This window comes from Paenibacillus periandrae (genome assembly GCF_022458865.1).
In the GTDB taxonomy this organism is placed as follows: Bacteria; Bacillota; Bacilli; order Paenibacillales; family NBRC-103111; genus Paenibacillus_S; species Paenibacillus_S periandrae.
In genome coordinates this window covers 1-21,313 of sequence record NZ_JAJNMU010000027.1, presented here as the reverse complement: position 1 = coordinate 21,313, position 21,313 = coordinate 1, and the positions used below count along the sequence as shown (strand labels likewise).

Genomic DNA, 21,313 nt, shown 5'->3' with positions numbered 1-21,313 from the left:
GACTTACTCGTTCTGGTATGTACGCAAAAAGCAGATCCCTCAAAACTGTCGTCTCAGGGTATCTGCTGTACATTCAATCTCTGATCGCATCCCGCTCCATTCATCTAACCCTGACGGCCGGGAGTGTTACGGTGAAACTCGTTCCTTCGCCAAGCGTGCTGCTAACCTCAATGGTACCGTGATGGGCATCTACAATCGACTTCGCAATAGCCAGCCCCAGACCATGTCCGCCCATCTGTCGGGAACGGGATTTGTCCGAGCGATAAAAACGCAGAAATATTTGCTTCTGTTCTTCATCCGCAATCCCGATTCCATTATCTTCAACGACTATGATGAGCTTGCGATGGAGATCGTTGGCATTTATTGAAAGCCTCAATGTGACCTTGCCGCCGCTCGGCGTATACTTCAGCGCATTATCCAGCAGGATAATGAGCAGCTGCTTATAGCGCTCCATATCTCCCTCGATTTCAAGCTTACCCGAGGCAACCATCTGCAGATCTATTTGCTTGGAACCGGATAAGCTTTTCATGGATTCCACAATCATTTCGGCATATGGTTTCAAATCAAAAGCTTCCCAATGTAAAGCATATTCCGGCGTATCCGAACGAGCCAGCAGCAGCAGATCACTAACAAGTCGCGACATGCGTTTTACCTCATCCTTCATATTAACCAGCAGCCGGCGCACAAATGGATCCGTATCCTCCGTCTGTTCCATTTCCAAGGAATCGATGGACGACAGCATGACACTTAACGGTGTTCTCAACTCATGCGAGGCATCAGCTACGAATTCACGCTGCCTCGTATAGGATTGTATGATCGGGATCATCGCCCGTCTTGACATGATATGGCTCATATATAAAGCTAGTCCAAAAAACAATACAGCCAATCCGCCAAAAATATATAATAACCAATTAAACAACTCATAATTATAGGAAATGTTTTTGCCTACATATAAAGTACCAACCTGCTTATTCCCCTGCATAATCGCTTTCCCTGCTGCCAGCAAACGAATTTCCTGAGTATTCTCCTGATCCAAAGGTTTGTTGTACCCACGAGGAAAACGGCGATCTCCAAATCGTTCCTTGGATAATCTCAGCTTGTCATAGCGCAGTTCATTTTTTTTGGGTGTCCAGCCCTTTAACAAACCTACCAGCTGAGGACGCAGCCCCCGACCGATATCATTTCCATATAGCAGTTGGCCATTTGGACCTATAATGTAATTAAACAGCTGGTCCTGGGAGGGTCCGATTACACCCTGGATCTCCAGCATTCGCGTGTCCAGTGTTTTATTCGTATTCATATGCTCCTCGATCAGCCGCACCTCTTGTTCAACCATCGCTTCGATTTCACGTTCCTGATCATTGAGGATGATAAAATAGAGCAATGCATACACAATCACAATAAAAATAACAAGAAAAAGCATCAAAAGTCCGCTATACACAAGCGTCAAACGGCTTTGTGTGCGCTGAAAGATATCACTCCCCCAACGCCTGACGATCCACTTCAACCATTTATCCTTCAAGCTTATATCCCACCCCGCGAATACTTTGTATGAGTTCCTCCGAACCGAATGGTTCCAGCTTTTTGCGAAGCAGCTTGACGGTTGCATCCACGATCTTGGCCGAAACATCGGTATCATAACCCCATATCCGATCCAAAATCACTTCCCGGGTCAGCACCTGACCCTTATTGTGTGCCAACAAATCCAGCAGCTGAAATTCGCGTGGGGTTAACTGGATCATGACTCCACCCTGTTGCACGGAATATCCGGTACGATTAAGCTTCATATCTTGAAAATGGACAACCTCTTCCGTAATCGGTGCATAGTTGCGGCGGGATAACGCACGTAATCGAGCCAACAGCTCAGCTATTTCGAAGGGTTTAATAAGATAATCGTCTGCCCCGGCATCCAATCCCTCGACCCGATCCTCCAATGAATCCTTTGCAGTCAGCATCAGTATTGCACCTGAATATCCTGATTTCCGCAGGGTCCGACAAGCATCAACACCATTGCCATCAGGCATCATCCAGTCCATAATGATGACATCATAATGAGAAGCCAGGGCATAATCGCAGGCATCATTACCTGTCATCACCCAATCTACCTGATAACCGGCTTTCCTCTTCAGCATATGTACGATCAGCTCGCCAAGACGAGCATCATCTTCGGCTAACAAAATATTCAATGCGCTGCACCCCTTTCTCTATAGAAGAAAGCATACCATGATTACATGAAAAATCAGTGAAAACTTTTCATTCGATTCCTATTCGCAGACAAAATTTTTTTTATGTAGGAATAATGTTCCTTTCACCTAATTTTCACTTTGCAAGGATATATTAAGAATGCGCCAAGAAGCGTAACCAAAATAAACCAATCAGGAGTGATTTCTAGTATGAAAAAGAAACTACTGCCCATTACTTTAGGACTTGCCCTTATGGCACTTGCCGGTACAGCATACGCACAGTCAGCTACGACGTCGACATCCACCGATACATCAACTGAACACAAGGCACAAGGATTCAAAGGTGGAGACAAGGTGAAGTTTGGCGGTATCGCCAATCAGGAGCTATTGACTCTTTTAACTATTGATGAAGCTACCCTTCATACCGAATTGAAAGCAGGCAAATCGTTGGCGGCTATTGGAGAAGCCAAAGGCATAGCCAAGCAGCAAATCATCGATCTTCTTGTGAAGCAGGATGCTGATAGATTGGCCAAGGCAGTTACAGACGGCAAAATCACACAAGCACAAGCTGATGAAAGAAAAGCTAAGCAGCTGGAGGAGATCACCAAGAGAGTGGATCAAGCCGGAGCGTTTGGCGGTAAAGGCGGCCCAGGCGAACGTGGCGGCAAGGGACCTGAGGGACACGGTGGCTTTGGAGGTCCGGGCGGCGGCCTGGAGGCAGCTTCCTCGATTATCGGTCTGACAGCCAAGGAGATCGGGGATCAATTGAAGGCTGGTAAGTCTCTAAGCGAAATCGCTCAGGAAAAAGGAGTTAGCAAGCAGCAATTGATTGATGGCCTTGTCAAGAAAGAAACGGAAAGAATCACCAAGCAGGTTGATGAAAAACGCCAACCAAAAGCATCCTCCACGACTCCAGCGGCTGCAGCAGCTAAGTAATTCGTCACCTTCAAGGTGAGCATTATACTTAAAATAAGGGACAATCCCCATAATCCTCGGATTATAGGAGATTGTCCCTTTTGTCATTATTCATCTACCGCATGACTACTGACTGAACTTTTGCTACAATGTCATAGAGGTGTGGATATTGATTCATACATAAGTGGAGGAGAGAATACAATGGCACAAAATCGCCGACTGGAAACCGATCAGGAATTTAATGAAGCCATGGACAAACAAGCTCTCATCCGAATCTTCAAAGATGATCATATTATAGATTCCGGAGTTGTGATTACCCGCTTTGACGATCAAACCATCGTTGTGCAATCCGGCGTCAGTGGACTCTTTTATTACCCGAGAACAGCTTGTGAGTTTTTCGAGACCAAACAGCGTTAATTTGCTTTAAACCGGGAAGGCCTCATCAATTTGTCGCGTGTGCTCCTCGCTAAGGCTCCAGCCTACAGCACCTACATTTTCATGCAGCTGCTCAAGCTTACTCACGCCAATAATGGCAGCTGAAACTGCGGGACGATTCACAATCCAGTTCAAGCTGACCTGTGCAGGTGTTTTGCCAAGCTCGTTGGCGATGTCCTTTAACAACTGAACACCCTCCTGAAATTTCTTAGCTCGTTCCGCAACGGCCGGTTCCTCGGCTCCACGGCTTCCCCTTGGAATGTTGGACTCATATTTACCGGATAAAATACCGCCGCCCATCGGACTGTAGAGGATCATTCCTATTCCTTGATCGACGCACAATGGCTGCAGCTCTTTCTCCACCGCCCGGTTTGCGAGACTGTAATTAGGCTGCACCGAGATAAAGCTGGCAAGCTTATTCACATCGCTGACCCAAAGTGCTTTCGTCAACACCCATGCAGGGAAATTCGAGCAGCCAATATAGCGAACCTTACCTTGTCGGATTAAATCATCATAAGCGCGTAAGGACTCCTCCAGCGGAGTTTCATAGTCAACGTTATGGGCCTGGTACAAATCAATATAGTCAGTGCCCAGCCGCCGCAGGCTGTTCTCGACCTCCTGCATAATATGCAGACGGGATTGGCCTCTGTTATTAATGCCTGGACCTACGTCACCATGCACCTTGGTAGCCACGACAACCTCGTGACGACGCCCCTTGATCGCTCTGCCAAGGATTTCTTCAGCCTCTCCACCCGTATAGCGGTTAGCGTTATCGAACAGATTAATCCCGAGATCGATAGCCTCACGGATAATACGAAACGAATCTGTAGGCGTCACCTTACCCGGCTTCCCCCAGGGAGGAGTTGGACTCCCGAAATTCCAGCAGCCCAAGCTAAGTCTTGACACTTTCAGTCCTGATTTACCTAATCTGACATATTCCATTTGTTTTCCTCCTTAGAGCTTTGCCTTGGCAAAGCTTTCTTCGTAAGCTTCTACTGAGCTTTGCTTTGGCAAAGCTATCTTCGTAAGCTTCTACTGAGCTTTGCCTTGGCAAAGCTGGCATAATGAATCTAAAAGTCCGGTGAATAAGTCTCGCTGCACTTCTAGGATTCCTATCTTATCGATTGAAGTAAGCAGCTTGCTTCAAGAAAACGCTTTCTATCCGTTCAACAATAGCACCGTCCAGCTCTGACTCGTTTTTAGCCTTTTGCCATTCCGGATCGTTTCTGAAAATCTCGAATTTGGCATCTCTTTCTTCACGGCTGGCAAATTCCATCAAGTAATACAATTTGTTGCTCTCTGTATCCGTGTCTTCCCAAAACTCAATAACCTTCATCCCGATCCTAGAAAAAATATTCAAGGTGTGATTCGCGAAACGGTCGTTGATTGCTTGCATCCTGCCAGGATGAATATAATAAATTCGAAGCTCATACAGCATCAGATCGTCCTCTCTTCCCCATTATATGACCTATCCATCTTATTATAAGTGACAAATCCACTATCGAAAATGACTGAATTGTTTGAAACTTAGTTTCGTGAAGTAAAGTACCTCTGTCCTTTTACGCAGAAGTGGCAGTTTTTTTATCCCATGTATTCACGATCAGGACACTAACAACGCAGCCAAGGGCAATCCACCCGTTATAAAAAAACACTTCTTTCATTCCAACCGCCTCGCTGGCATATCCCCCGATAAAGCTGCCAATAATTCTGGCAACGCCCAAACTGAGCAGACCGTTCAAAGTCTGGCCACTGGCTTTTAGCTCCTTGGGAACCTCCTGATTGATATACATCGCCATCGTCACAGAAAGCACAATAAAGATCAATCCATGCAGAAGCTGGGCAGGCAGCACCCAAAGTGGATTATCCGTAAGCGAAAATGCAAACCAACGAAGGGCTGTTGCGATACTGGCAATCAACAATATATGTGTCATCCGTACCCGCTCAAATACGCGCTTTGCCACCAGCAAAAAAGGAATCTCACTTATCGAGGAGATCACCATGGACCAACCAAGAAGAACGCTATCGCCCCCCATTGACTTAAAATATACGGGAAAGAACGTATAGTAATATCCTAATGTTATTTGCAGGATCACATTGATCCCCAAATAAATCATCAGCTTTCGCTGTTTGAATAACACCCATATCCGCACTTTATCACCAGTCATCCGGTAGCCGGGGGCCATCGGGAAACGAAGTAAAAGCAGCAGGGCGACTAGCATGATCAGCGAATAGACTGGAAATAAATAATTGATGTTCAGCTTCGCTATAAAGCCAAAAGCAATCGACATCAAAGCAAAGCCAACCGTTCCACCCATGCGGATCAGGCCGAATGACCAGCGCTTTTGCTTTTCCAGCTCCTGTAGAGTAATCGCATCACTAATGGCAAAGATCGAGGTGTGAAAGAATGTAAACAAGCATACCATCGACATTAAAAACACATACATAGTGGACAACGGAAAAAACAGCATGATACTGCCGCATCCGATGATTAAAATCATCAGTATCGTGTTTTTATTGTTGGCATGGTCCCCACGCGAACCCCAGAAGGGCTGGGCCAGCAGAGCAACTAACGGTCCCAGGCTTAGCAGCGTACCGATTTCTGAAGGTGTTGCTCCAACAGATTGAAAGTAAATCGGCAGAAACGTACCATACACCGCATTTCCCATATAAATAACCATATAAAAAAGCAAAAAGTAGACCACGCTTACATCCCTCTCGACGCTCAGACATTTCCCACTATTGTATCAAGAGCGGCGGGCTGTGGGAAGACATTTGGGTTCTGAAATCGAAAAAAGCAGCCCTAGTGGCTGCTGCGTATGGCTTATTGCTTGGTTGGGCAATACAATGTGGCTACTGCTTTCTCACCATGTCCATTAACTACCTCTTCCGGATAGCGATTAACCCATTGAGCGATGCCATTACTCTGGAGCTACCGTCAAAGGGGATCGTTAGTTTTACTAGCGTGCGCACGATCGGTACTGCCGCGTTCGCGATCATGTCCGTATTGGCCGGCTGGCTGTTTGCACGAAACATTCAAGATATTTTTCTCGTGACATCTCTGTTCACGTTAGTGGGCTTTTTCCTATCGCTTAAACCGTTCCAGTTCTAGCAGAGCCGCTTCCTCGGTCGCTGCTTTGTAGATCGGTTTCAGATCGGCGGTGACCTTCTTTAAATCATTATACAACACGTAGCGGACCGAATTGCGGATTTGGTGGATAATGCATTTCTGGATTACCGTTTGGGGGTAGCAGGCGGCAATGGCCTGGAAAAAGCCCGTCAGATTGTCGACGCAGGTGATCAGAATGTCTTGTACGCCGCGGTTTTTCAGTTCCGTTAAGACGCTTAGCCAGAACTTCGAGGACTCATTTTCACCAATATGCCCATGTTTCGTTGTTTTGTTACACGTTTTGTTTTACAGATCTTCGTAGACGTCTCACTTTCCGCGCCGGGCACATTTTTACCCGGCTCGTTTTCCGTACCAAAAAACGCAAAGAATGAACGATAATTCGCATACAGTAAGGGAACTGCAATAGAAGATTACCATGCGTTTCAACCAATTTTTGTTCGTTTTCCACGTCTATGTTTACATCAGGGTAAACCTTATGGAATTGGTGAAGAGTATACTTTTTCTGGATATTTTTTGAGTTCTTCTGCCCATCATTTATTAATGATGGATGTTTCTATGCTTGGGTGTGTTTACGGCTCAAAATTGTTTCCTTATTTTTCCAATATAGCGATCGCTTCGATCTCGATTAAAAGATCAGGACTGACAAGTTCAGACACTCCGATATGAGAACGAGCCGGTCTGTGTCCATTGAAAAAGGCGTTATAGACTTCGTTTACTTCATTTTGCAAATCCATACGCTTATTAAAGATGGTTGTCTTAACAATATCGTTGATCGTACCTCCAGCGGCTTCCACGACAATTTTGAGATTTTCAAGAACAATTTGCGTCTGTTCTTTAATCGAGCTCGGCAGAGACATACCCGTATCGCTTCTCTCGGACTTTGGAACCCAACCAAAAGAGGGGTGATTGTAATACAGAGGATAGGCCGTTGCACCCGAGAGGTATAAGGTTGTTGCTCCATGCTTCACTTCATATCCTAACGAAAATGGCATATCGTCAACATAACCAGGCAAAACAATCGTTTTTTTCATTTTTTAATAAAGCCTCCTTTTTGAAATCTGGAACTGCCGTTTCGAATGCGATCAAGCCTCGTTTTATATAATCAACGCCTACCGGGCTCAAATTGGAAGATGTGATGATGATTCTACCGGTAACTTTCTGATTCTGGCCGTAATCATTGAAAAATGCCGCCTCGCCACTCATTTTAAACATATGTATTATGTGCTACAATATAAGAAAAAACACACCTGTACCGGTACAGATACATCTCGGGCTTATTTTGATGCATAAACTTTTGCTAGTAGGGGTCCCCCCACTATACGGAAAAAATCGTACGCTAAGAAATTCATTTCATGAAAAAACCGGACCCTTTATCCCACTCTGACTCCAACGATCACAGTGCAACAACTCCTTTTTGCAATCCCCACGTATTATCAATGTTAATCCTCTCAAAGGATAAAAACACCACTCGTGTGGGAATGGTGTAAATTGTAGCGTTATCTATGTTCGGTGATAATAAAGTAATAGACCGGGGTTCCTTATCTATGAAAGGAATCCCGGTCATTTTAACCTCCAAAAAACATTTATAACGTTTTAGACTCTGAAGCGTGATATTCCCCTCTGACCCTCATAAATGAACCCGAAAATAGGAAGGAGGACTTCATAGACATGTTGGGCTTATTCCCGCTAAATTATGCGACGGCCATCCCCATGTTATAAAAAGACCTAGGCTCCAATATATAGGTAAATGCGACTCAGTATCAATGATTTCTAAATCCGGCAACATTCCAATTAGGCACTCATTATGCTTCGACCTATCTCGCTCCGTTTAGCCAGATTTCAGCAGCCCCAGTTCAAACAGACTCTGGGCCGTGACGAGAACCGCTTCCCTCGGGCTCCTCGGCATCCAACCCTGTAGGCGACATGCCTTATCATTGAACGCATTTTTGTTATTACCCAGCTCGGGCATAAAACCTCTGACTTCGGCATCGAATAGCGCGGCCATGCTCATAAGCAAGTTGGGAAAAGGACGGGGCGGAACTTTGCGGCCAACGTCGCCAGCGCCATCCTTGAGCGATTGGCTATCTGGCGAACACTCATGAAATCCCCACTTGTGGCAAGAAACCGTTCGCCTCGTGCGGCTGGGTGGGTCATAGCCTTGAGGTGTAGATCGGCGACGTCGGTTGTTTAGTAAGAATTAAGTTCCATCCCTTCCCTCCGCCTCTTCGTTTAGCCATTCGAGCAGGAGGTTATTAAGTTCCTTCTGCATTGCGATTTCGAACAACGGCTCAAACCGACTGTTGCCGGGATGCATCATGTATTTGCGGAATCGAAAAGAATCATATTCGCGGCCACTACTGTTTTCCAACCCCATTCGAATGACGATCTCGGTATCGGTAGATAGGATACGTATATTTTTTGGCTATTCGGAATTTGTGGTGGAAATGCTCTTCGCGACATTGTTTATAAAATCAGATTATATGGTGGAAAATTCTGAATAACTCATCCTCTGAGATAATTTGAGCGGACATCGAGCCGTGCCCACAGCGAACGCGACGATCTTCCAGGAAGATGAACAGCAGCGGCTCGACAGGCCAATAGGAACTGGAGGAAGAACAGCAATTAGATCAAGCTCGTTGAATCCATATATTCATCACTTGTGATACAAGTCCAAACCATTTATCACATAAGGACGAACAATCTTTACGAGTAAATCAGTTCGATCATTTTCCCCGTCCGTAAACCAACGAAATGCACCACTATAGATCGCTGAGCTTGTCATGGCCGAAATGATCTTTATATAATCGTAGCCTGGTAATTGGTGATTTTCCCCTTTTATAAATATGCCCTCAATTGTTTGCTCTAACATTTTCTTTATTTTATCATCGACAAGTTTAGCAATAGATTTGGAATCCATTCTGCATATTCGATAAAAGTCTACAATATAGCTATGTGTCATCAATATCAATTGATCGCATATTTCTCCTGTGAATTCCTCCGCTAACATCACTTCTTCAGGGATCATCCCATGAAAAGCCTGTTCAATTGTCTCGTCAAGCAAAGCATATTTATCTACATAATGGTCGTAGAAGGTAGCGCGGTTAATGGTAGCATTCTGAGCTATATCATTTATCGATATTGCATCAAATCCTTTACTCCGTAATAATTCCCTGAATGCTTCCCTTATTAACTGTCGTGTACGCAATACCCTTGGATCCTGCATATTCACCAAATCAAATCCCTCCTTAAACATCAAATATCCTAGAGTGTTGTTTAAACTACTTTCCACATCATCTGCTAGTTGAATTCATAAGAGTGCGGTATTAACATCATAACCAGCAGGTGTTGCTTAAGCAAACTCTGACTATTTAGCTGAAGGAAGGATTATAATGGGAATAAGACAAAATAGACTCTTGATATTCGGCGCTGGTGTGATTGGCAGTCTCTACGCTCTCCGATTTACACAGTACGGACTGGACGTAACAGTCTTGGCACGCGGAAAGAGATTGGATGAGCTGAAGAACGGACTACGATACAACGATAATGGAACGATCAAGCAAATATCGATCAAGACGATAAATAAGTTAGAAGATGATGACGTTTATGATTACATTTTTGTTCCCGTACGATATGATCAGGCCGAATCTGCCTTAACTGTTATTAAGAATAATCAGAGCAAGACCATAGTCACCTTGACCAACACCATGGGATATGATCACTGGCTTAAAATCGTGGGTGATCGGTTACTCCCAGGATTCCCGGGTGCCGGTGGAGACATTAAAGAGGATGTTCTATACGCCCAATTCGGATCCGAAAAACATCAAGGAACCATTTTTGGTGAAATAAATGGACTGATAACCGAAAGAGTAAAAGATCTTGCCCATATATTTGAAACGGTGGGTTTGCAATATGAAATTCAAAAAAACATTTTAGCATTCCATATCTCTCATACTGCTTTGGCTATCGTCAACAAGCATTTCTACACAGAAGACGGAATGGTGGATGTAGAGACAGCCAAAAGTGAAAGCATTCTACGTAAGATCGCAGCTGATATTAAACAAAACATTCAACTGGTAGAACAGGCCGGAATTCCGGTTATCCCAACCGATACGAGGGTGATGGGAAAATTACCTGACATCGATATTATTTCTCGTTACCGTCAGATGTTGAGTAATGACTTTATCATTGATGTTAAGCTTGGTAATCATGCCGTAAATCAAAAAGCAGAAATCATGTTATTGGATGAAACGTTTCACAAAGTAATGGCACAACGTTAACGTTCAATAAAACAGCAGCAGCTTCGGAATAAATCCCAGGCTGCTGCTGTAGTTTTTTTATACAATCACACCCGTAATGGCTTCGGCTGCAATTTGCTACCTAGAACTGCAGCCGGAACGTCTTGATTTCATAGGGCGCGATCTCGAATTGAATGTCACCCTGGCCCTCGCTGCCTCCCGGAATTGCATTCTCGAGCAAATCGGTTTCTTCCCAGATGGCAATCGGCAATCCGCATGAAAGGTCTGTACACCCTCTGCTGCATGCAAATTCATGAAGGCGTATAATCAAACCCTCACCCTCCTCCGCCAACTTGACGGCATCGATAAACACATTAGGCGCAGAGACCGTAAACAAGGACTGCTTACTGACAGACGGTTTGCCCAATACGGCTGACGGAGGGTTATTCAAACACCAAGCCTCCTGCACAGTCTCCCCTTCAAACCAATCACCTTGATGTGGATAAAGCGCGTAGGTGAATTGATGTTCACCCAGATCAGCCGTAGGATCGGGTATAAGGGCAGACTTGATTAAGGTCAATCGCATCACGTGATCCTTGATATCGTAGCCGTACTTGCAATCGTTCAACAGGCTAACGCCATACCCGCGCTCGGACAGATCCGCCCATTGATGGCCGACGGTTTCGAACCGAGCGTAATCCCAGCTTGTATTCCAGTGAGTCGGCCGTTTCACATTCCCGAATTGAATATCATAGGTGGCTTCCGTTGCCCGAATATTGACTGGGAATGCAACCTTCAGCAGCTGGCGCTGCTCGTTCCAGTCTACGGTCGTCTGAAACTCAATCCGGCGGCTATGAGAGTAAAGGACCATGCTCTGGACGATGCTGGAATTCATATAATTCCATGTGAATCGTACCACCGCTCGGAGCGGCCCCGCTTCAACAAGCCGAACCTCAGCGCAATCGCCGACGACCTTTCGCTTCTCCAAATAATAAAGATCGATATCCCACGCCTCATGCCGGCTCTTCGGCTTATCCTCGAACACCTCAAACACGTTTCCGCATTGACCCGGCAGGAGCACTTCTCTTCCGGCGGCTTTATCGTATATGCCGGTGAGGTGCCCCTGCCCATTCCACTCCAACGTATAGTAAGGAGTTTCGATTCCGTTCTCCGAGAATTGGAAGGGCACGGATTGCGGCGACACAGCCGGCCTCTCCGAATCTGCACCTAATACCGTCGTATACCCCATCGGGGGGATGTTGCTTATATTCACAAGCCAACCGCCCTCGGTACGCTGAGTCGAGCAGGTCTCGCCGGAGCCGGTCACCCATTCTACCCGCTCCGAGCCATCGGTAAGTGGAACGAAGACGAGATCATTTCGTTGCCATGGCGAGCTGTTAACGACCGTCCAAGCCGACGGCTCCGGCTGCAGCAAGGCCCGGTACGACTCGACTCGGCTCGGCTGCGCTCTGCGAGCTGTAATGCTTCCGCGTACTCTTCTTTGCTATCTTCATAGACCTCGCGTATCGAAGACCCAGGAATGATATCATGGAACTGGTTGCGCAGGATGATTTTCCAGCCCTCCGCCAAATCCTGAGCAGGTGTGAGGGACTTATCCGTTCCCCTGCTGAGCACCTGAAGAAATTCCGCCTCCCGGTACATAAGCTCCAGCTTGCGGTTCATTCGTTTCGTGTATGCCTGGCTCGTATAGGTGCCCCGGTGCAACTCCAAGTACAGCTCGCCGTCCCACGTATGTACATATTGATCCGTATTGCGGACCGTTTGCTCCAGCTCGGCGAAATAATCGTCCGCCCGGCCTGTCGTCACATGAGGGAGCCCCGGAAGCTCTGCAAATCGTCTGCGCATCTCCAGCATCTCGCGATTTACGCCCCCGCCACCGTCTCCGTATCCATAGGCAAGCAGCAGCTTTTGATTAACTCCCTTGTCACGGTACCCGTTCCAGATGCCCTGTACCGATTGAGCGGAGATCCCTCCGTTGTAGGTGTAGAAAAAAGCACCATTCTCCGAACGGCTCGGGTCCGGCGTCGTAATGAAATGAGTGATCACCTCGGAGCCGTCAATCCCCCGCCAGACGAATGTATCGTGAGGCATGCGGTTGTATTGGTTCCAGCTGATTTTCGTAGTCATGAACATGGTGATGCCGCTCTTCCTTAAGATCTGTGGCAGGGACCAGCTGTAGCCGAACACATCGGGGAGCCACAAATAATTGCACGTTACCCCGAATTCCTTCTGCAAAAAGCGGGTGCCATACAAAATGTGCCGCACCAGCGACTCACCCGAGGACAAATTGCAATCCGCTTCGAGCCACATGGCACCCCCGGCCTCCCATCGCCCCTCGGCCGCCCGAACCCGGATTTGCTCATAAAGCTCGGGATAGTCCTGCTTAAAATATTCGTAAAGCTGAGGCTGCGTCTGGAGAAACACATATTCCGGATACTTCTCCATCAAGCGAAGCACCGTAGAGAAGGACCGGGCCGCTTTCTCCCGCGTATGCTGCAACCTCCACAGCCAGGCAACATCGATATGGGTATGGCCGATGCATTGAACGACGACAGCGTGCGTCTTGGGATTCTTCAGCAAATCGTCCCGGAACAGATCAATCGCTTCTTGAACCGAAAGGTAGAACGCTTCCGATCCAGGTCGCGACCAATCGATCCGTAAAAAGGCGCGATCCAGCATCCGAAGCAGGCTGTGGTACTCGGGTCTGTTTTCATCCAGTACGCTTAAGGTCTGCAATACCGCCTTGGCCGTGAAATAAAGGTCGTCGGTCGCTTCATCAAGCAGGCACAGCTCCGCCCGTTGAATTTTATATTCAATTGGAGTCGGTGCAGGGTTGTATCCATTCAGTCCGGTCCACAGCCTGAAACGAAGCGCTGCCGTTGTTCCTGCCAAGCTCGATTCGAAAAACATTTCCTGATGATTGCTGTCCACACCCTGGTACGGCGATCCGTTTACGAAAAGGAGAGACTCGAAGCCGCTGATCGCTCCTCTTCCCGAGACGCCCATATCGAAGACGCCTACAATTGTGCTCGAATTCCATTCTTCCGGTACAGTGGCATCCACGGCAATCCAGAAATATTGATCATAGCCTTGCCATCTGTCTCCCAGGCCGATCGGGCTCCAATCACCGCGTTCTTCAGGGTAAAGACCGGTCTGTGTATCCAACTCCTCCTTGATCCGCATCCCCCCAAGCTCCAGCTTGTCCCGGTATCGAAACGGCTCTAATTCGCCGGTGCGCTTTTCCAGCTTTTCAACTGTATGAAACATATGGTTCCCCCAATATATAGTAAATTGCTCGTAGTGGACTATGCCCATCTTGTTTAAGAGTCAGGGGCTATCCTTTGACAGCTCCGGCGGTGATGCCTTTAATGAATGTTTTGGATCCCAGCACGAAAACGATCAATACAGGAAGGGTCGCCATTGCAAGAGCGGCCATTTGTGCGGAGTAATCCGTCCGGTAAACGGCACCCAGCGTCGAAACGAATACGGGGATAGTGTACCATTTCGCATTATTGATAGTGACAAGCGGCAGCAAGTAGCTGTTCCACGACCACAGAAAGACCAGTGTAGACAATGTCGCCAATCCAGGTTTAATCAACGGCAGAACGATCCGGATGAATATCGAGGGCTCGGAGCAGCCGTCCATTCGTGCGCATTCGATGATTTCATTCGGAACGGTGTCCTTAATAAACTGAACCATGAAAAATGCCCCGAAAGAAGTACCCGCCCAGCTAAGAATGACCGGCATCAAGGTGTTGCCCATGCCCAAATTTTTCATTTCAATAATATATCCGATTAATCCTACTTGAGAGGGAACCATCATCGTTACGATAATGAAGTAATTCAGGAATCGATTCATCCGGAATTGAAATTTGGAAAGGGCATAGCCGATCATCGCGCTGATCGAGACCGCTATCAAAACCGCGCTGACCGATACAATTAAACTATTCGTGTATACCCGAAAAAAATTGGATTTAAATACCGTTTTCAGATTCTCCAGCAGATAATCGCCGGGAAGCAGAGGTATGCCTGAGTAGATATCTTCAGTGAAGTAGGTGGACATCATCAGCATAACGTAAAAAGGGATTAAAGACACAATCGTTATAATACCCAATAAAAGCCACAGCAAAATTCTCATAGCTTTTCCTCCCTTCCGGAAGACAATTTATAACTGGCGATAGAGAAAATGATGATGATAACGAATAAAGTATAAGCTATGGCCGAGCTATAGCCGAATCTGTTATTGGAGATAAACGAATCGTCGACAAATTTCCAGATTACGGTAAGAGCTGCATTTTCGGGGCCGCCGACGCCACTGCTTCCTGCCCCATCGTAGAGCAATTTTGGCTCATCGAATAACTGCCATCCTCCGATGATAGAAGTAACGACAAGGAAAATTGTAATGTTCTTTAGCAAAGGCAGCGTAATATGCGTAAACAAATGGAAGCCGGATGATCCGTCCACCCTGGCCGCTTCGTACAAATCGTGAGGAATCGCTGTCATTCCGGATAAATAAATGGCCATAAAGTAGCCAAGAAATTTCCATATGACCATAAACGCAATGATGCACCTTGCTGCCCAGGGCTCCTGCAACCAGTAGACCCCTTCTTCCATCCATCCAAGCTTGACAATCAATTGATTGACAAGGCCGACTTTCCAATCAAACATAAATGAGAAAATAAAGCCGATAGCGACAGGGGTTGTAATATACGGCAAGAAATTGACCGTTTGAAAAACATGCCTTCCCTTTGTCAAGTTAAATATGATATATGCTAGCAGCATGCCGAGAAAAAGGGTTACCGGAAGCGACATCAGCATAATTAAAAATGTATTGTAGAGTGATTTGTAGAACAGGGGATCGTTGGTCAGCAGATTCACATAATTTTTGAACCCGACAAATGTCTTTGGACCCACTCCGTTCCAGTCATTTAAGCTTAAATAAAAGGAGTAAACGACCGGGTAAAAATGAAAAGCCAAATATGTCACAACGAACGGAAGGGAAAAGATGTAGGGCCACTTCTTTATTCCCGTAAGGCTCTTTTTAGAAGTTCTCAGGAGGGTCTTGTCAAGTGTTGTCCTGGTTTCCATAGTCAAACTCACTCCTCCTTTTATATTTGGATATAAAAACGAATTAAGCAGCACGTAACAGAGGTGGAGTAATCAAGTCGCTCACGGCTGCTTTATTCGAGCAAATCAGTAATTATTTATTTTACCGTAGCTTCAGGCGCTTTATTTTTTACTTCGGCTTTAAACTTTTCTAGAGCGCTGCCGGCGTTGATAGATCCATCTTTCGTCCAGAGCGGATACAAGGTTTTAAAGACGCTGTTCACTATAGATTCGTATTTCGTTTGACGCTCGCCTTTTACATCAGGAACAATCTTTTCTAAAAAGTACTTCGTTAGGTTTTGACCGCCAAAAAAAGGATCGTTTTCTGAACCTTTTTCAATAAGGTCCCTATTCTTTTCATAGAATGACTTGATACCCGGAATGTTCCCGAATTTTTGGAAAGTGATTTTGGTTCCTTCATCAGTCAAATAGCAGAATTGGATATATGCCCATGCCGCTTCTTTAACTTTACTGTCCCTATACAGGCTGATCGATGTTCCACCTCGTGTAAAGCTGCCACCCGGCGCTTTCACCAGACCCCATCTTCCTTTGCCTTCCTTGTCATTGGAGGCGATTTCCCATTGAGCACTCCATGGCGCAAACAGATAGAAAATGTTTTCACCTTTGGACATGGAAGCTGCCCAGCCTGGAGTGTTCATCTCGTATTTGCCAAGAATTCCGGTATCTCTCATTTTAAACACCGTCTCCAGTGGCTCCTTTAAACGGGAAGTCAGGTCGATCTGCGTGCCATTTACATATTCTTTGGCAGCTTGTCCTTTGAGAACCGTATATGCATCCCCAACACCAGGAAGCATGGTTACAGTGCCTCCACTCTTCTCTTTGGTTTCAACTCCTTTGACAATGAACGCATTCCAATCGGGAAGCAACTTTTCCAATTCTACCGGATCGTCCGTTCCGAAGTATTTTTTAGCCAAATCTCTGCGATAAGCGAGTCCTGCGGGAGTAATTGACTGCTCTACACCGACCAATTCATTTTTACTGTTGGACATAAATGGAACAACATAATCGAGCAGTTGTTCTTTTTTTAAATTGTATGGGGTTTTTTCCAGGTTCTCGAGTATATCCAGATCGAACAGCTTCCCGCGGGAACCAACTTCGCCAAGAATGACGTCCGGCACATCGGAGCCCGAGGCAATGCCGCTTTGCAGCTTCTGTAAGTAATCTTTACTCGGCACAACCGTATATTCCACTTTGATGTTTGGATACACCTTATTAAATTCCGGTATCATCGTTTTAAGAAACGTTTCATCCCAGTCCCACACTTTAATGGTCGCTTTGAGATCCTCGGTTTTTTTCGCTTGTTCCGCTACTGCCGGCGTGCTTGGTTCGTTGCTGCCGCATCCTGTGAATATGGCTGTTAGAAATACGAGCGTCAAGAGCATAGTCAGCCCTTTTTTGGTCTTTCCTTGAATCATTTGATCCCCTCCATAGTGATTAATAGCGCTTACATGCCTTATCTTAACATCACCCTTTTCAAGGAGGAACTATACAATCCGGCTATTTTGTATAAAATACCGGTACTTTTTTAAGCGCTTTCTTTGGTCCGTAATTAGGGAGCCGGAAGCTGACGACCGTACCTGCAAGGGGCGCGCTCCGGATGTTTAAATCGCAATCTTCTCCATAATGAAATTGAATCCGGTTTTTAATATTGGAAAGTCCGATTCCCCTTATAGAGTCTGCATTATTACCATTGTGGGAAAAGGTTTGGACCTGCTCCAGCGTCTGTTGTTCCATTCCGATTCCATTATCCTCCACGGATAGTATGATATGTTTTTCCTCAAGCCGGGCACCGATGCTGATAATTCCGAAGTTTTCGGACGCACATATGCCGTGAAACAGGGCATTTTCCACAAGGGGTTGGATCAGCATTCTCGGAATGATAATGTCCATTAGATTGTCGTCGATAGCCCATTCCAAACGAAATTTTTCGGGGTAACGGTATTGTTGAATCTCCACGTATTTATGAATGATGCTCTTTTCTTCTCTTAGAGTGGAAAAAACGCCCCCTTCTCCTGTTTTAATCGTATCCTGCAGGATATCAATTAGCGCTGTTGTAATCTTCGCCACATCCTCGTTTCTTCGGGCCTCTGATAAATAGATGACAGTATTCAGCGTATTGTACAGGAAATGCGGGTTGATCTGGGACATCAGCAGATTGATTTGCATTTGGCGCTTCAACTCTTCATGCTGTATGGAGGATTCGATCTGATGCTTCAATTGAGTCACCATCAGGTTGAAGCCTGAACCGAGAATCTCCATTTCGTCACCGCTCTTGATTGAAATTTGTGGAATGAGGTCTCCCGTTGAAACACGTCTCATCGCTTGTGTGAGCTTCAATATCGGCTTGGTGATGTTAAGTATGAGCGGCAGGATCATAATTAGGATAAATAAAAAACTGGATAATAAAATAAAAAGCAAATAAATATACATTTTATTGATTTTGTCAAATAACTTCGTTTTGGAGATAATACCTGCCTGCATCCAGCCATCCTTCATGACGTTATCGGTGATTGCAATATAATCATTGTTTTCGAAAAAGTTTTGATTGGATAGAAAGGTGTGTCCGACATAATCTTCATACTTGCGGTCAGACCGGCTGTTGAAAAGGATGTCGGCTTCTTCGTTAAATAAAAGAATTTGTTCGAAATCGTTCTGGCCTTTACTGAAGGCGTTCGCGATTTCGGAATAGCCGATATCAAGCACGAGGAAATATTTCTCCGACGTTTTGTCCTCGCTGTTTCGGTAAGATACGACATAGCTGATCACTTTCTGGAGCCCGTTAGAGAAAAAGAAATTGTGCGGAATCGAGAAGCCCCTCTTTAAGCGATTTTCTCGGAAAGGGACAAACCAAGACTCCTGCAAATACCCAGTGAAGTAATCCCCGTAGCCCGAGTTGCTAGAGAATACTTCCCCGTCATTCCGAACGATCATCACATTCAAAATTGAAATGTTTAAAGCGGTAAACCTTTTTAATTTTTCCTGGATGTTGTACTTTTGGAAATAGGTCTGCTCGAGACTCGCGCTGGAATTTGGGATAATCAGTGTATTGATCTCATTGTCAGATACGATATATTCCGTGGTTTTAACCGCCGTATCCTGGACCTTCTGAATTTGTGACGATATTTGGGCCAGTTTGGTCATGCTGTCCTTGATGGCTTGTTCCCTTAGGATCCGAGTTACATAATTGTTAGTAAAAAGACCGCTCAATATCAAAGAGACCGAAACAACCATTAATGTACTTGCGATAAACTTGGTTCTAATTTTCATTTTCATGGGTGTAATTCACTTTCCCCTCCAAAAATTCCAAGGGAGTCATTCCCGACATCTTCCGAAATACCTGACTGAAATATTGGCTGCTGCTATAACCGACCATGTCGGCGACTTCATATATTTTATAACGTCCGTCCGCCAGCAGTTTTTTCGATTGTTCCATGCGGACTTTCGTGATATATTCCAAAATCGTCTGACCGGTTTCTTCTTTGAACAGATGCCTGAGACGGTCGCCTCTTATCGCCAATTGTTCGGCAAGTCCTTCCGCTGTCAGATCTTCGGCATAGTTATTCTGGATATATTCGACGGTCTGACGAACTTTACGCGAGTATTCCGGAATCTTTCTACAGCGAGCTTCGTGCAGCGAATCTTTAAAAATCCCCACAAACCAATCGCGAATGCCATTTACCGTAAACCACTGGGAACAGTCGATTAACCCGTGATTCAATTGCTCCTCCAAGTCAGTCATATGATGCATTGCTCTGAATTGATTTAATATCTCGATTAATTTGCGGCATAGGGTGTGCAGAAGATCAGCATCAACATATTTCGACACCATCTGAAAAACTTCCTCAACATTATGAACCAGTAGGCTCGTATCGTCAGAGTCTAGCTGCTTCCCAATGCTTGAGATTTGATCTTTCAATGAAGCATAGGCCGAATCGGGTGCCATCGTGAAATTGTGCAGCTGCATGAACTGATTCCTGCCGAAAAATACGGTTTTGTGCACAAACCGTTCCGCTTGTTTTGCGATAGCAAATAGCTCGAAAAGATCGGAAAACGGAAAAGAGAAAATAATAGAAGCTGTATCGCCGTTTTCGAAGCTGTATTTTTTTTGTAAGTCTCGGCAGAAGGCAAACAACAGGTCGTTGAGCTGTTTTTGGCTGTGAACCTTTGGACAAGCCACCAGAATTCCCAAGCATTCCCCCACAAACGGCAATATTTCAACAATTGCAAATTCGGTGCTTGAGGGCGATTCAATCTGTATTTGTCCCGCTTGCTTTTCATGAGGACTCATGATAGGGAAAGGTGTGTCTGGCTTCAGCAGAAAAAAAACGAACTGTTCCCCTGCGGACCGTACCGATTCCAACGCCGGAGCGCTCTGCTGTCCTGCGGTTAATCGCCCGGACAAGATATCGGTCAGCAGTTGCCTACGGATCATGCTTTCGCGAATCTTCTCCCGCTCCAGTTCAAGCTTGATTTTAGACAATACGGCCAGCAGGGTATCGGCATGTACCTCATGTTTCAGCAAGTAGTCAAATACGCCGATATTTATGGCCTCCTTTGCATACTCAAATTCCTTATAGGAGGTGAGCAGGACGATTTTGACCGGGTAACCGGAAGAGAGTACTTTCTTGCTGAATTCCAGTCCGTTCATCACCGGCATTCTGATGTCGACTAATATGACGTCCGGCTGCATCTGTTCAAAATAAGCCAGGGCGATCCTGGGATTAGTGGCTTCACTTACAACAGCAAACCCGTACTGCTGCCAATCTATCATTTTTTTGATATGGTTTATGGCCAATATTTCATCATCCACAATCATAACTTTCGTTGTCATAAAGTTTATATCCCCTCTCTAACTTCAGTTGTCCAACCTGATCATTATATAATGAAATGCTAGGAGTGGGTAGAATACAGAATAGGACAAAAAAAGATGGAGCTCCGGATAAGGGCGCTTCATCTTTTTTTGATGATTATTAAAGCTCTTCCAAATCTCTCGCGCCATGTTGGCAAACAGCAGCGACTGCATCCAACGGTTGCTGAATTCCCTGCTGCGCCCGGTTAGCCATGAGTACTCGCAGCTCCTCGTATTCGGAGGAGTGGAAACGGACAGGGGAGCAGTAACCGTTTTTCACCATGTCGGCAATAACTATATAGATTGAACTGAAAATCTTTACGCCCGAACCAGTAGCCGATCAATCAATTCAAGAGGGCTCTGATTAACCCGTTTCATGAAAGCTGCGACATGAGTACGGATGACATAATACTTATGAAAA

The 21,313-nt window shown here is 45.7% G+C and carries 22 protein-coding genes and 2 pseudogenes; 4 read left to right on the top strand and 20 right to left on the bottom strand.

Going from position 1 to position 21,313, the window contains the following annotated elements; genetic code table 11:
- Positions 1 to 100: 100 nt before the first annotated feature.
- Both LRL21_RS35340 and LRL21_RS35335 read right to left on the bottom strand, forming a co-directional pair.
- A complete protein-coding gene (locus LRL21_RS35340; RefSeq protein WP_240420508.1) occupies positions 101 to 1,522 on the bottom strand; it encodes a sensor histidine kinase in 1,422 nt (473 codons plus the stop codon).
- Positions 1,512 to 2,186, bottom strand: coding sequence for a response regulator transcription factor (locus LRL21_RS35335; RefSeq protein ID WP_240420507.1), 675 nt, complete (start codon positions 2,184 to 2,186; stop codon positions 1,512 to 1,514). Before LRL21_RS35335 ends, LRL21_RS35340 begins: the two co-directional genes overlap by 11 nt.
- 207 nt (positions 2,187 to 2,393) lie before the next feature.
- Between LRL21_RS35335 and LRL21_RS35330 the strand changes: the two genes are divergently transcribed.
- Positions 2,394 to 3,119, top strand: a complete 726-nt coding sequence (locus tag LRL21_RS35330; RefSeq protein ID WP_240420506.1) for a hypothetical protein — start codon at positions 2,394 to 2,396, stop codon at positions 3,117 to 3,119.
- A gap of 180 nt (positions 3,120 to 3,299) precedes the next feature.
- Positions 3,300 to 3,515, top strand: coding sequence for a hypothetical protein (locus tag LRL21_RS35325; protein ID WP_240420505.1), 216 nt, complete (start codon positions 3,300 to 3,302; stop codon positions 3,513 to 3,515).
- Between the two features lie 6 nt (positions 3,516 to 3,521).
- Here LRL21_RS35325 and LRL21_RS35320 read toward each other — a convergent pair whose 3' ends face one another.
- The 3 genes from LRL21_RS35320 to LRL21_RS35310 form a co-directional block, all read right to left on the bottom strand.
- Positions 3,522 to 4,475, bottom strand: coding sequence for an aldo/keto reductase (locus tag LRL21_RS35320; RefSeq protein WP_240420504.1), 954 nt, complete (start codon positions 4,473 to 4,475; stop codon positions 3,522 to 3,524).
- Positions 4,476 to 4,650: 175 nt separating this feature from the next.
- Positions 4,651 to 4,971 carry an NIPSNAP family protein gene (locus LRL21_RS35315; protein WP_240420503.1) on the bottom strand — a complete coding sequence of 107 codons (321 nt, stop codon included), beginning with the start codon at positions 4,969 to 4,971 and terminating at the stop codon, positions 4,651 to 4,653.
- 121 nt (positions 4,972 to 5,092) lie between these two features.
- Entirely contained in the window at positions 5,093 to 6,235 is a 1,143-nt protein-coding gene (locus tag LRL21_RS35310; RefSeq protein ID WP_338044724.1) for an MFS transporter, read from the bottom strand.
- A gap of 260 nt (positions 6,236 to 6,495) precedes the next feature.
- On the opposite strand from LRL21_RS35310, the gene LRL21_RS47375 reads away from it, so the two are divergent.
- Entirely contained in the window at positions 6,496 to 6,642 is a 147-nt protein-coding gene (locus tag LRL21_RS47375) for a hypothetical protein (protein ID WP_240420501.1), read from the top strand.
- Here the strand turns inward: LRL21_RS47375 and LRL21_RS35300 are convergent.
- The 7 genes and pseudogenes from LRL21_RS35300 to LRL21_RS35270 form a co-directional block, all read right to left on the bottom strand.
- Positions 6,625 to 6,909 (bottom strand): annotated as a pseudogene (locus LRL21_RS35300) (transposase); the annotation flags it as partial. The gene LRL21_RS47375 and the pseudogene LRL21_RS35300 overlap by 18 nt on opposite strands.
- Positions 6,876 to 7,217 (bottom strand): annotated as a pseudogene (locus tag LRL21_RS35295) (hypothetical protein). The pseudogenes LRL21_RS35300 and LRL21_RS35295, both read right to left, overlap by 34 nt.
- Positions 7,218 to 7,250: 33 nt before the next feature.
- Positions 7,251 to 7,691 (bottom strand): RidA family protein, encoded by a 441-nt coding sequence (locus LRL21_RS35290; RefSeq protein ID WP_240420500.1) that lies wholly within the window; start codon positions 7,689 to 7,691, stop codon positions 7,251 to 7,253.
- Positions 7,657 to 7,872, bottom strand: coding sequence for a hypothetical protein (locus LRL21_RS35285; RefSeq protein WP_240420499.1), 216 nt, complete (start codon positions 7,870 to 7,872; stop codon positions 7,657 to 7,659). Before LRL21_RS35285 ends, LRL21_RS35290 begins: the two co-directional genes overlap by 35 nt.
- A gap of 616 nt (positions 7,873 to 8,488) precedes the next feature.
- The gene (locus LRL21_RS35280; RefSeq protein ID WP_240420498.1) at positions 8,489 to 8,671 is read right to left on the bottom strand and encodes a hypothetical protein; all 183 of its coding nucleotides are present in this window, start codon (positions 8,669 to 8,671) and stop codon (positions 8,489 to 8,491) included.
- Between the two features lie 186 nt (positions 8,672 to 8,857).
- Positions 8,858 to 9,034 (bottom strand): hypothetical protein, encoded by a 177-nt coding sequence (locus LRL21_RS35275; protein WP_240420497.1) that lies wholly within the window; start codon positions 9,032 to 9,034, stop codon positions 8,858 to 8,860.
- 279 nt (positions 9,035 to 9,313) lie between these two features.
- On the bottom strand, positions 9,314 to 9,883 hold the full coding sequence (locus LRL21_RS35270; RefSeq protein ID WP_240420588.1) for a TetR/AcrR family transcriptional regulator: 570 nt from the start codon (positions 9,881 to 9,883) through the stop codon (positions 9,314 to 9,316).
- A 166-nt stretch (positions 9,884 to 10,049) separates the two neighbouring features.
- Between LRL21_RS35270 and LRL21_RS35265 the strand changes: the two genes are divergently transcribed.
- Positions 10,050 to 10,937: a ketopantoate reductase family protein gene (locus LRL21_RS35265; RefSeq protein ID WP_240420496.1), complete on the top strand. Its 888-nt coding sequence runs from the start codon at positions 10,050 to 10,052 to the stop codon at positions 10,935 to 10,937.
- Between the two features lie 100 nt (positions 10,938 to 11,037).
- On the opposite strand, the gene LRL21_RS46460 is transcribed toward LRL21_RS35265, so the two are convergent.
- From LRL21_RS46460 to LRL21_RS35230, 8 genes are all read right to left on the bottom strand, one after another.
- Positions 11,038 to 12,330 (bottom strand): alpha-mannosidase, encoded by a 1,293-nt coding sequence (locus tag LRL21_RS46460; protein ID WP_338044722.1) that lies wholly within the window; start codon positions 12,328 to 12,330, stop codon positions 11,038 to 11,040.
- Entirely contained in the window at positions 12,228 to 14,183 is a 1,956-nt protein-coding gene (locus LRL21_RS46455; protein WP_338044721.1) for an alpha-mannosidase, read from the bottom strand. Before LRL21_RS46455 ends, LRL21_RS46460 begins: the two co-directional genes overlap by 103 nt.
- Before the next feature lie 67 nt (positions 14,184 to 14,250).
- A complete protein-coding gene (locus tag LRL21_RS35255) occupies positions 14,251 to 15,054 on the bottom strand; it encodes a carbohydrate ABC transporter permease (RefSeq protein ID WP_240420495.1) in 804 nt (267 codons plus the stop codon).
- Positions 15,051 to 16,004, bottom strand: a complete 954-nt coding sequence (locus LRL21_RS35250; RefSeq protein ID WP_240420494.1) for a carbohydrate ABC transporter permease — start codon at positions 16,002 to 16,004, stop codon at positions 15,051 to 15,053. The genes LRL21_RS35255 and LRL21_RS35250 overlap by 4 nt, the downstream gene beginning before the upstream one ends.
- 116 nt (positions 16,005 to 16,120) lie before the next feature.
- Positions 16,121 to 17,458, bottom strand: a complete 1,338-nt coding sequence (locus LRL21_RS35245) for an ABC transporter substrate-binding protein (RefSeq protein WP_240420493.1) — start codon at positions 17,456 to 17,458, stop codon at positions 16,121 to 16,123.
- 82 nt (positions 17,459 to 17,540) lie between these two features.
- A complete protein-coding gene (locus tag LRL21_RS35240; RefSeq protein ID WP_240420492.1) occupies positions 17,541 to 19,310 on the bottom strand; it encodes a sensor histidine kinase in 1,770 nt (589 codons plus the stop codon).
- On the bottom strand, positions 19,300 to 20,874 hold the full coding sequence (locus LRL21_RS35235) for a response regulator transcription factor (protein ID WP_240420491.1): 1,575 nt from the start codon (positions 20,872 to 20,874) through the stop codon (positions 19,300 to 19,302). The genes LRL21_RS35240 and LRL21_RS35235 overlap by 11 nt, the downstream gene beginning before the upstream one ends.
- A 139-nt stretch (positions 20,875 to 21,013) precedes the next feature.
- Positions 21,014 to 21,175 carry a hypothetical protein gene (locus LRL21_RS35230; RefSeq protein ID WP_240420490.1) on the bottom strand — a complete coding sequence of 54 codons (162 nt, stop codon included), beginning with the start codon at positions 21,173 to 21,175 and terminating at the stop codon, positions 21,014 to 21,016.
- Positions 21,176 to 21,313 lie beyond the last annotated feature (138 nt).

Excerpts from the sequence above, each read along its gene's own strand:
- LRL21_RS35255 (WP_240420495.1), bottom strand. The coding sequence starts at position 15,054 with ATGAGAATTTTGCTGTGGCTTTTATTGGGTATTATAACGATTGTGTCT.
- LRL21_RS35290 (WP_240420500.1), bottom strand. The coding sequence starts at position 7,691 with ATGAAAAAAACGATTGTTTTGCCTGGTTATGTTGACGATATGCCATTT.
- LRL21_RS35280 (WP_240420498.1), bottom strand. The coding sequence starts at position 8,671 with ATGAGCATGGCCGCGCTATTCGATGCCGAAGTCAGAGGTTTTATGCCC.
- LRL21_RS35330 (WP_240420506.1), top strand. The coding sequence starts at position 2,394 with ATGAAAAAGAAACTACTGCCCATTACTTTAGGACTTGCCCTTATGGCA.
- LRL21_RS35285 (WP_240420499.1), bottom strand. The coding sequence starts at position 7,872 with ATGTTTAAAATGAGTGGCGAGGCGGCATTTTTCAATGATTACGGCCAG.
- LRL21_RS35240 (WP_240420492.1), bottom strand. The coding sequence starts at position 19,310 with ATGAAAATTAGAACCAAGTTTATCGCAAGTACATTAATGGTTGTTTCG.
- LRL21_RS35235 (WP_240420491.1), bottom strand. The coding sequence starts at position 20,874 with ATGACAACGAAAGTTATGATTGTGGATGATGAAATATTGGCCATAAAC.
- LRL21_RS35245 (WP_240420493.1), bottom strand. The coding sequence starts at position 17,458 with ATGATTCAAGGAAAGACCAAAAAAGGGCTGACTATGCTCTTGACGCTC.
- LRL21_RS35315 (WP_240420503.1), bottom strand. The coding sequence starts at position 4,971 with ATGCTGTATGAGCTTCGAATTTATTATATTCATCCTGGCAGGATGCAA.
- LRL21_RS46455 (WP_338044721.1), bottom strand. The coding sequence starts at position 14,183 with ATGTTTCATACAGTTGAAAAGCTGGAAAAGCGCACCGGCGAATTAGAG.
- LRL21_RS35230 (WP_240420490.1), bottom strand. The coding sequence starts at position 21,175 with ATGGTGAAAAACGGTTACTGCTCCCCTGTCCGTTTCCACTCCTCCGAA.
- LRL21_RS35325 (WP_240420505.1), top strand. The coding sequence starts at position 3,300 with ATGGCACAAAATCGCCGACTGGAAACCGATCAGGAATTTAATGAAGCC.
- LRL21_RS35250 (WP_240420494.1), bottom strand. The coding sequence starts at position 16,004 with ATGGAAACCAGGACAACACTTGACAAGACCCTCCTGAGAACTTCTAAA.
- LRL21_RS35320 (WP_240420504.1), bottom strand. The coding sequence starts at position 4,475 with ATGGAATATGTCAGATTAGGTAAATCAGGACTGAAAGTGTCAAGACTT.
- LRL21_RS35270 (WP_240420588.1), bottom strand. The coding sequence starts at position 9,883 with ATGCAGGATCCAAGGGTATTGCGTACACGACAGTTAATAAGGGAAGCA.
- LRL21_RS35265 (WP_240420496.1), top strand. The coding sequence starts at position 10,050 with ATGGGAATAAGACAAAATAGACTCTTGATATTCGGCGCTGGTGTGATT.
- LRL21_RS35275 (WP_240420497.1), bottom strand. The coding sequence starts at position 9,034 with ATGGGGTTGGAAAACAGTAGTGGCCGCGAATATGATTCTTTTCGATTC.